The sequence below is a fragment of the Candidatus Omnitrophota bacterium genome (assembly GCA_040755155.1).
GTDB lineage: Bacteria > Hinthialibacterota > Hinthialibacteria > Hinthialibacterales > Hinthialibacteraceae > JBFMBP01.
This window is the reverse complement of the sequence record JBFMBP010000002.1, coordinates 82,662-92,627: the sequence shown is the minus strand read 5'-3', so window position 1 is coordinate 92,627 and position 9,966 is coordinate 82,662. Positions and strand designations below refer to the sequence as shown.

The window sequence follows — 9,966 nt, the reverse complement described above, 5'->3', positions numbered from 1 at the left end:
GCCTTCCTTCCATGAGCGGGGGCGAGAACGCGACCAACGCTAACGATCTTTTTGTTTTCACCGGCTGCTATACGACCAACAAAAACGAAGGGATCAACGTCTACTGCATGGATCCCGCCAATGGCGGCTTGACGTTCGTCAGCAAGGCCGCCGGAGCGGCGAATCCCTCTTATCTCGCCATCGATCCGCAAAAACGATTTTTATTCGCCGTCAATGAAATGTCGCGTTTTGAGGGAAAGCCGCAAGGCGCTTTAAGTTCCTTTGCTATCGATCCTTCTACCATGAAACTTACATTTCTCAATCAACAGCCTTCCGGCGGCTCTGCGCCATGCTACATAACTGTGGATAAAACGGGAAAATGGGTTCTCATCGCCAACTACGGAGGAGGCAGCGTCGCCGTTTTTCCCATTCAGGACGATGGAAAACTCGGTCCAGCTTCCGACTTCGTCCAACATCGCGGCTCCAGCGTCAATCGGCAGCGGCAAAAAGAACCTCATGCGCATTCGATCGTTCTCGATCCTGCGAATCGCTTTGCGTTCGCCGCCGATCTGGGAATGGATAAAATCATGATATATCAATTTGACGGAATCGATGGCAAATTGAAGCCGAACGATCCCCCTTATGCGGAAGCGAATCCGGGTTCCGGGCCGCGTCATTTTACTTTCCACCCTAACGGCGAATTTGCATTTCTCATTCAAGAACTGCAATCCACCATAACGTCATTCGCTTATGACGGCGACATGGGCGCCTTGGAAACTATACAAACCGTTTCGGCGCTGCCGAAAGATTTTACGGGAACAAGTTACAGCGCGGATATTCATGTTTCGCCGTCCGGCAAGTTCATATATGGATCGAACCGAGGACATGACAGCATCGTCATCTACGCCATCGGCGAAAAAACCGGAAAACTCGAGTATATCGGCCACGAATCGACTCAAGGCAAGACTCCTCGCAACTTCGCCATCGATCCATCGGGCGCTTTTTTGTTGGCGGCCAATCAAGACAGCGATTCGATCGTAACCTTCCGCATAGATGAAGAAACGGGAAAACTTCATTCTACTGGAGCATTTGCGAAAACCGTGAAACCCGTTTGCTTGCAATTTTTTCGTTGCTAGTTCCGTTCCAACGGCGATCCGAGACCTACAATTGTAATTCTCGATCGGGGACTTGCGTCCAGCGGGCCGCCGCAAGCGAATGTAAGCCGGTTGTCTTCCTTTTCCAATGAGGGTACATCGCCGCTGGTTTTTATATCAGCGATCATCTCGCCTTCAGCGCCGTATTGCTTGCAATCGCTCATGGAATTGAACTCGATATATTGCCCCGTCGCCAATTTCGCGTGGAATTGCAGTTTCTTATCTCCAAGCGAGATGGACGGATTTTCGATAGTTATTGCTTTTTGCGGGAGAGCCTTGATCGCCGATATCCAGCATTCCGCCGATTTATGGAGAGCAATATCGTTGCACCAAATCGACAGCTTCTCCACCTGCTGAAAATTGACATTTTCCCGATAAATCGAATAGGGATTGCCATATGGCCATTTATATCGGCTATAGCGTTCGGATTCCATTTCGACAAGTTCGAAATATTTCCATCCTTTAAAATCGACGACGACATATCGTTCCCCCAAACCGGAAACAAGGTGTTCTGGGCTTTGCATTTGGAAATTCAATACTTCACCCTTGCCGTCTCCGTAAATCCATACGCCAAGAACTTGGTTCTGACGCAAATCGAGAGGAGGCTCGAAAGCGATCGCAGCGCAAACCCAAGCGGCTTTGGGATCGGCGCATTCGTTGTTTCGTATAGACAGTTTTCCACTGCGCTGTCCGCTCTTTTCATGTTCTCTGTTCGGTTGAAATGCAAATTCGACTCCTTTGGCCGAGGAAACGATTTTGAAAACCTTCTCATTGGAAAAATCAACAAGCACTAAACTGTTCGTGGCATCATAAGGCAAAGCCGAAGTAAGCGCTTCGATTCTTAGTTTCAACGGCTGCTTCTCGTAGGGATTATTAACATTCCAGCGCTCGCCAGCTTTTTCTACTTTATGTTTCAAGTAAACCGCAGGACGCAAGTTCCATTGGTCTTTTTCATCTTTAAAAAGCGTATATTCGTCTCCCAAAACGCGCAATTTTCTCTTTACATTCTCATTGAAGTGATTATCTCGCCGCAGCGTTTCGTAATTCTTGATAATATTCGCTAATCTTTTGTAAATAGGTTTATCCTGATTGCCCGGATTGATTCCCATCATCGATAGGCCGGAACCATAGCCGATGCTTTTGCAGCATAGATATTCGATATCGTCTGAAAAGGTAGGTTCTCCTTGAATTCCCGTCCAGGTTTTAATTGCCCACCACCCTAACTGGGCGGGTAAAAACATGCGTTCCAATTCTTTATTGGCTTCGCAGTGAATATCGATAAATCGCTTATGGCCGCGCGTTGGATGATCCCACGCGCCCATCCTCGAACGAACAACCCAAAGGTGATGATGAAAAGTGCTCATTTCCATAAGCGGAGATTTTTTCAAGCGGGAAAATATTTCGTAAACGAATTTCGAACCGTAATGCCAGCTGTTTTCGGCGCCGCCGAGAATATCTTCTCCATCCAGCGCATCGAGATAGATCATATCGAAACCGCAATCGTTATACATTTCCGCCGTCATAGCGGCGACTTCCGCCAGAAGCGTCGAATCTCCGTCCGGGACGAACAGGCCGAAACATTCCTTTAAATGATAGACTTTGCTGTTTTTAGCATGTACGGAGACTTTCGTTCCATAGGCGCCTCGCTGGCAGTCTTTAAAAGCATAAGGGGATTCCTTATCGATGGCTTTGTAAGTTATTAGTTCATCGTCAATTTGCAAGGTAACGCTGTTGCGTACAAAAAAGCCAGTTGTCGTTGACATGTTATTTGTAGATTCGATAACGCTGATGCGATTGGCGTCCGCCGTCAAATTGTCAGCCAATGTAAATACGGCGTTCTTCGCCAATCTAGGATCTGGAACCGGCGTTACCCAAGGACATTTCTTATCGATGAAAAAAGCGTAGGTATGCAATCCCGCAGAAATTCCCGCGGCATGCAAGCGGTCAATAATCTTCTTGAAACTCTCCTTGCCCTTGGGAAAGATTTTTGGGTTGGGATGGCAGTCTCCGAACCGAAACGAGGAGCCGCCATGAAAATCAATCTGAGTAATGCCCATATTTTGCGCTAAGGATATCCACTGTTCCACGGATTCTTCCGTCATCCCATCGAAATTGAATAAATAGGATCCCCGGCTAAGTTCCGAATCCATCGCCCATGGCCCGCCGACGGCGGAATGAGGAAGGTCATCCGCTTGGCTTACCACTTCCTTCAACGTCCCGCGCAATTCGTTTTGAGGGCAGCCGATCAACGCCGCTTCGGCGCCAACCAAGCCGAAGCGGGGATAGCATAAAACGCGCAATTGCGAATTTGCTTGAGGCATTTCAACGACATTCGTCTGCAAGTTCAAAGCCAAAACGCATCCCGCAAAAGCATCGCCGCGCATGACATGAAGATTCAAAAAAGCCAATTCTTCAATCTCCGGCCCTTGAACCTTTTCCACTCTAAAAGAAATGGAATGGCTCTTTATTTCTGGACGCAATGTAAGTTGAAAATCCGTATTTTTAAATGAAACAAGGATTCGATCGTTATCGAAAGCGATGGCAGACGATTCAAAGACATGACGATCGATCTTGACTTGCGCAAAAACATAGTCTTGGGTTTTATCGATATAATCTTTTCCATCCCTCTTATCGATGAAATGATGATTCGTTCCATCCAAGCCAATGACATAACGAACATAATCGTTTTCAAGAACGATATCCGATTGCGATAACGAAGCGGGCGGATTAACCATTAATAGAAAAAGCGCCGCTGCGCCAATTGCGATACGCTTGCTATTCATAACCGTTATCTCCTAGTAAACAGAAATATACGACCAAAAGCGAAATTTATCGCTTGGATTGCGACGCCAGTTCGATCGCCCGGAAAACTCGGGGAATCCGATCTGTTTGAATCGTTGTAATGCCCCATTCTATGGCGTGAAGATACGATTCTACATTTTCATTGAATCCCATCGCGTCGGAAAAAACGAGAACGCCTGCTTGGTTAGCCCGTTCGATGTAAGCTTTTGATAGTATATTCCAACTCGTATCCAACGCATAAGGCTTAACAAGTTGTACATTTTTATCGAAATCTTCCTCCCGCCCCAATCCCGGCATCAATTGCGCGCCGGGCAGCAGCTGGCGCAGCGGCAGAAGTTCGTCGGGGGAACCATAGAAGACATTCTTTTCCGCCAAGCCGTATTGTTTAAGAATTTGGACTAACAAATGTAAGTCAGGATCTTTAAGGTCAACATACAAGCCAACCGGCCCCTTCGGTCCATGATGCGAACGGACCAATTCGCAAATTTCCTCAAGCGTGGGTATGCGTTCTTCCGCATAAGGAAGGCCAAACCACGCTCCGGCGGAAAGCGGCTTCAATTCTTCCAACGTTTTTTCCGAAACCGGTCCCTCGCCGTCAGTAGTGCGGTTCAAGCGGCCATCATGCAAGGAAACCAAGCGCCCATCTTTCGTTTTACGCACGTCGATTTCGATATAATCCACGCCCAGGTCGATCGCCTTGCGGTAAGCGGCCAACGTGTTTTCCGGCGCGAACTCGTTGGCGCCGCGATGAGCGGAAATTTTTACGGACGGCGAATCGCCCATCTTGCGCCAGGCGTATTCGGCCAGGATGTTCTCGCCATAATCGGTTTGAATCCAATCCACTCCCATATCCATGCACGCGCGCCACACATCTTTGACGTCCCGCTCGCCCAATGTTTGCGCTTGTACGTAAATTCCAGCTTCTTGAAACCGCTTTGCGATTTCCGGTGTGAGAAGGTTCGCATGAATCTCTACAGCGGCGGGACGGAGTCGCTTCGCCCAATACCCCGCATCGATCTTCTCGTTAATGCTGGGCATGACGGCGATAGAGAAATCGGAAAGTTGATTGATCTTATCCAGCATTTCCGGCGAATCGAACACAACGACTTGCGCTTCCATCTGCGCATCGTTAATTTCACGCACTAAAAGTTCGGGATTGATGTTTTTACAATCCAGATAGAGATTGATTTTATCCTTGCAATAAGACAAAACCTCTTTCAGAGTAGGTATAGCGGTTCCAGCGAACCGAAGAGCAAACCAAGCGCCCGCGTCCAGCGCCTTGATTTCCTTTATCGTTTTTTGCATGACGGGTCCGGAGCCGTTCGTCGTGCGATCGAGATCGGCATCGTGCAGCAGGATATGCGCGCCTTCTTTTGTACGGCGAACATCCACTTCAACCCATTCAAATCCCGCTTCCACAGCCGCTTGAATAGCCGGAATAGTATTTTCCGGCGCCGCCGCCGCGAGTCCGCGATGAGCCATGACTTGCAAAGAGCGCGGCGGCTGCAACGGCTGATAAAATTCGCGGAATGGAACCGCGCTGGCGATTTCCACCGCGCTGAAAGTTATTGCAAGAACGAGGATTTCGATCCAACGGCGGCGAAGTGAGGAAGAATCGCTGAATACTGCTTTCATGATTGGTTTCCCTTTTATTGGAAAATGTTCGTATTGATGTTATGAAGGCTTGTTATTTTTCCGTCAACAGAAAAAGAAAAGCAAGGGCGAAGAACTCGCTTCTTTCCGGCAAACATTTCGATCGCTGCATCATTCGATGAATTTCAAACGGAGGGAAAGATTTCGCCCAGCGCCAGAGCGATGGGCGTGGGATGCAGGCAATGGGAAAGGCCGATGCGGGCGCTGTCGAGCGAAACGTCCACAGCGCGGGGGTAGCCCGTATCGACATCTTTCAACATGACAGGATTGATCTTGGCGGGATCATAGCCGCGTAAGGCGCATAACCGCCGGGCGAATTCCACGCGGGTAATGCGTTCCGGGCCGCCGACGTGATAGATGCGATGCGCGCCTGACCGCTCCATCAAAGCGCGCACGGCGGTGACGATGTCATGAACGTAAACCGGCGTGCGGAATTCGTCCAAAAAGAGATTAACCTTCTCTTCTTGGCTCAACGCCTTATCCATCCATTGAACGAAGGAACCGCGTCCGGAGGCCGTGGGTGGACCGAAGATAAGCGCGGGACGCAGGATGATATGATTGGGCGCCATGCGCTGCGTAATTTGCTCGGCCATGCGCTTGGTTTCGCCGTAGAAACTGATGGGCTGCGGCTCGCCGCTTTCGCGGTAAGGAGCATTCAGGCCGTCGAAAACGAGATCGGTGGAAATATAGATCGCGAGAACATCCCGGTTTGGCAAGGCTCGAAGCAGGCGTTCGGTCCCTGTGACATTGACGGCGAAGGCTTTGGCCCGCGAGGATTCGCAATCGGCGGCGTTGGCGACGGCGGCGGCGTGAACGACGACATCCGGTTGGAAGCGGCGCAAGCAATCCACGACGGTATATTCTTTTTGCAAATCCATCCTAAAGGCCGCGCAACGGGGGATGAATAGGCGATGGGTGGAATAAGTGAAAGCGACCTCGTGAGTTTTCCCCAATTGGGCTGCGAGGTGATAACCCAGAAAACCGCTGCCGCCCGTAATCAATACTCTTCTTTTCCCTGATGTTAAAATCATCGTTCGATATCCCTGCCTATAAGTAACCACGGTGGGCTACGCTTCGCTTTGAGCCCACCCTACGACTTTTCCCGGTGAATAAAAATATCGTTTGATATTCCTGCCGATTGGATTTATTGCTTCTGCATGCGTTCCAGCCGCTTGGCGTCCTCCCATAAAGCGTCCATCTCTTCCAGGGTGGATTCTTCCAGCGTTTTGCCGGATTTGCGCAACTCGCGTTCGATGTGATGAAAGCGGCGGACGAATTTGCGGTTGGTTTTCGCCAACGCCTGCTCGGGATCGACATCCACGTAGCGGGCGATGTTGACAAGCGCGAAGAGAAGATCGCCCAGTTCTTCCTCCACCTTTTGGCGATGCTCTTCCGAGCGCGCCTGACGGAATTCTTCCCATTCCTCTTCGAATTTTTCGAAGACCTCTTCGATGCGCCGCCAATCGAATCCGACGCGGGATACGCGGTCTTGAATGCGATGAGCGCGCATGAGAGCGGGCATATCGGCAGGGATGCCGTCGAGAAGAGAATCGCGTTCGGGCTTCTCTTTCTTCTTGTCCGATTCCCAATTGCGCAACACATCTTCCGCCGTGTTGGCGGAACGGTCGCCGAAGACGTGGGGGTGGCGGCGAATCAATTTTCCGCAAATCGATTCCAGAACGTCCGAAATCGTAAAGCGTCCCTGTTCCTCGGCGATGCGGGCGTGAAAGACGACTTGCAGCATAACGTCGCCGCATTCTTCGATCATGGCCTTGTCGTCGCCCGCGTCGATGCTTTCCAGAAGTTCGTAGGCTTCTTCGATCATGTACTTCTTTAGCGTTTCATGCGTCTGTTCATTGTCCCAGGGACAACCGTCCGGCGAACGCAGACGCCGCATGATTTCCACTAATTCGGAAAATTTGCAATCCTCTCGCTTATGATCCTGCATTTTGACTCCTTGAAGGCGAAGAACCGGGGATTTCCGTCAAGCCTCCGCTTTCTTAACCGATACTTTTTATAAATAGATTGACGATTGCTTTCTTTATTCCTTTAGACCTTTTTTTTTAAAACGATGTATGTCGGGAATCGAGAAAGGCGTTATAATTAAAAAAGAACTATAGCATGACCGGAAGGAAAAGGAGATGCTCTCCCCATGAGAACGGCGCGGCGGCTGTTCGTTATCGCAAACCTATTTCTCGCCATACCAAACCTAGGCTGCGCCGATCTGGTAGTCTTTCATAATGGAGATTACGTTTTCGGCAAAGCGACGGTCAACGACGCTTCGAAAGAGGTGCTCGTCGAGTCGGGGGGAATCGTCAGGCGCTACGATAAATCCCAAGTGAAATACGTATTGCCGGAAATAACGAGACCCGCGCCGGGAGTAGTCTTGCGCGCGACGGAGGGCTTTGTCTATTCGGCGACGGACTATGTTCCCGACATTACAGCGCCTATCACTACCCGTAAAACGCTTCCTAGCGGCAACAAAGATAAGAAAGTACTCACCCTCGACGTAGAACAAGGCTTCGACGTCAGTTCTATTCATCTGCTCGCCGCCAACTACGGTTTTTACAACCGGCCGGGATGTTACTTATCTATGGCGTTTGAAAATGTGCAAACTCGGAACTACCGGGGCGTGGAATTTCGAGCGACGTTTTATGGAGATAAGGATATGTTGCTGGCCTCAAAGGATTTTTATCTCTGGAAAATGCCAGGCAGCCAGGAGAAGAACGTCATCAAGAAAGCCGTCGTCAATCTCGCCGTACCCGATATCCCATACGAGTTAGTCAGCCGCATTCGCGTAGTGCGGAAGTTTTAGGAGGAAGCGAATTATTAACTCATGTTACGCACAATGAAAAAGGGAAAGAATCTTTTACAGTCGTCGTTTGAATCACGAAAACAGGAAATGTTAAAGAAAAACACGAAAAAAGAATCCCTTTTTAAATCCGCCGTTGAAACGGCGGGTTATTGCCATTTGCCTCTTTAAAGGGGCATTTAAAGTAGCCCAGCCTTTCAAGGTTGGGAGAAGAAATTTCGCGGAATTCGAGCCTTTTCGCGCTTTCGCGATTCGAAAGAGACATGATTGTGGAAACCTCAACGTCCCTCTTGAACGATTTTTCCGATGGCGCGACAGTACTGGCTGCATAACATGAGTTATTAACGAGACGGTTTTTTATTCTTCGGATTCGAATAATGTGGATATTCAGCCTGTCATATTAATCCCTTGCTATAACTGCGGACGCGCTGTTTTGAACGTTATCGATGGCTGCCGCGCTTATACGCCGCGCATCCTCGCCGTCAACGACGGCAGCGTTGACGATACGGCGGCCTGTCTCGCCGAATCAGGCGCAGCCGTCATCGGCTGGCCCGTCAATCGCGGCAAAGGCGCCGCATTGCGCGAGGGATTCGACTATTGGCTAAAACAAGACGATTGGAACGTCCTCATCACGTTAGACAGCGATGGACAGCATGATCCCGCCGACTTGCCTCTCTTGCTTGACGTTTTCCAGCGAACGCGGGCGGATATCGTTATCGGCCGGCGATCCTTCAATGTGAAAGACGTTCCGCCATTGCGGCGATGGGCCAACAATCTTAGTTCGTCCTTGATCTCCTGGATTGCCAGCTGTCCGATCCACGATTTTCAAAGCGGCTACCGCCTCCATTCCCGTGTAGCTTTGCAAAGTCTGCTTCCCCGCCTATCGACAGCGACCTTTGCTTTGGAGACGGAAATTCTCCTGCTCGCGCATCGACTGGGAATGCGGCTTGAAGAGACGAATATCCGCTGCATCTATAGCCAGGATTCCAGCCGCCGATCTTCCTGGCGGCCGCTCATCGATTCCTGGCGCATCGCCAAGGCCGTCGCCCGCGTCATACGTATGCCCAAACCATAAGGCGCTTGCCCTTTCTCCGCCATTCTGCTATTTTCGATCATGATTATAGCGAAGCGCCATAATCCCATATCTAAAATTTGGAGGAACAAGATGAAGCGTTTGGTTTGGATCTTGCCCGTAATTATTCTGTCGAGCGTTCTCGTTTTCTCGTTCGCCGCCGAGAAGACGGATAGCCAGGAAGGCAAAGGACTGCTGCGCCATTTCGTCAGTTTCAAATTCAAGGAAGATGCTACTCCCGAACAAATCAAGATCGTCGAGGACGCCTTCCAAGCCCTTCCCAAAAAGATCGATTGCATCGCCGACTTCGAAATGGGAACCAATGTCAGCCCCGAAAAACTGAACAAGGGCTTTACAGATTGCTTCCTCCTTACTTTCAAGACCGCCAAAGACCGCGACGCCTATCTCGTCCATCCCGCCCACAAAGAGTTCGGCCAAACGCTGGGAACTCTTGCTTGCGTGGACGATGTCTTTGTGGTCGATTATTGGAACAA

Annotated in this window: 8 protein-coding genes; 4 read left to right on the top strand and 4 right to left on the bottom strand. The window is 49.9% G+C overall.

The genetic code is table 11. From position 1 onward, the window contains the following. Positions 1-1,115 (top strand): lactonase family protein (locus tag AB1656_00525; GenBank protein MEW6233844.1); only part of this gene is annotated, 1,115 nt, incomplete at its 5' end. On the opposite strand, the gene AB1656_00520 is transcribed toward AB1656_00525, so the two are convergent. The 4 genes from AB1656_00520 to mazG form a co-directional block, all read right to left on the bottom strand. Further along, entirely contained in the window at positions 1,112-3,916 is a 2,805-nt protein-coding gene (locus tag AB1656_00520) for a hypothetical protein (GenBank protein MEW6233843.1), read from the bottom strand. The genes AB1656_00525 and AB1656_00520 overlap by 4 nt on opposite strands. A 46-nt stretch (positions 3,917-3,962) precedes the next feature. Then, positions 3,963-5,570 carry a glycerophosphodiester phosphodiesterase family protein gene (locus AB1656_00515; GenBank protein MEW6233842.1) on the bottom strand — a complete coding sequence of 536 codons (1,608 nt, stop codon included), beginning with the start codon at positions 5,568-5,570 and terminating at the stop codon, positions 3,963-3,965. Between the two features lie 143 nt (positions 5,571-5,713). Beyond that, on the bottom strand, positions 5,714-6,619 hold the full coding sequence (locus AB1656_00510) for an SDR family oxidoreductase (GenBank protein ID MEW6233841.1): 906 nt from the start codon (positions 6,617-6,619) through the stop codon (positions 5,714-5,716). A gap of 113 nt (positions 6,620-6,732) precedes the next feature. Then, a complete protein-coding gene (gene mazG, locus AB1656_00505; protein ID MEW6233840.1) occupies positions 6,733-7,536 on the bottom strand; it encodes a nucleoside triphosphate pyrophosphohydrolase in 804 nt (267 codons plus the stop codon). A gap of 204 nt (positions 7,537-7,740) precedes the next feature. Here mazG and AB1656_00500 point away from each other — a divergent pair, with 204 nt between their 5' ends. The 3 genes from AB1656_00500 to AB1656_00490 form a co-directional block, all read left to right on the top strand. Next, on the top strand, positions 7,741-8,403 hold the full coding sequence (locus AB1656_00500; protein ID MEW6233839.1) for a hypothetical protein: 663 nt from the start codon (positions 7,741-7,743) through the stop codon (positions 8,401-8,403). 376 nt (positions 8,404-8,779) lie between these two features. Next, positions 8,780-9,475, top strand: a complete 696-nt coding sequence (locus AB1656_00495; GenBank protein MEW6233838.1) for a glycosyltransferase family 2 protein — start codon at positions 8,780-8,782, stop codon at positions 9,473-9,475. Between the two features lie 90 nt (positions 9,476-9,565). Next, positions 9,566-9,966, top strand: a 401-nt coding sequence (locus AB1656_00490; protein ID MEW6233837.1) for a Dabb family protein, incomplete at its 3' end; no start/stop codon positions are given.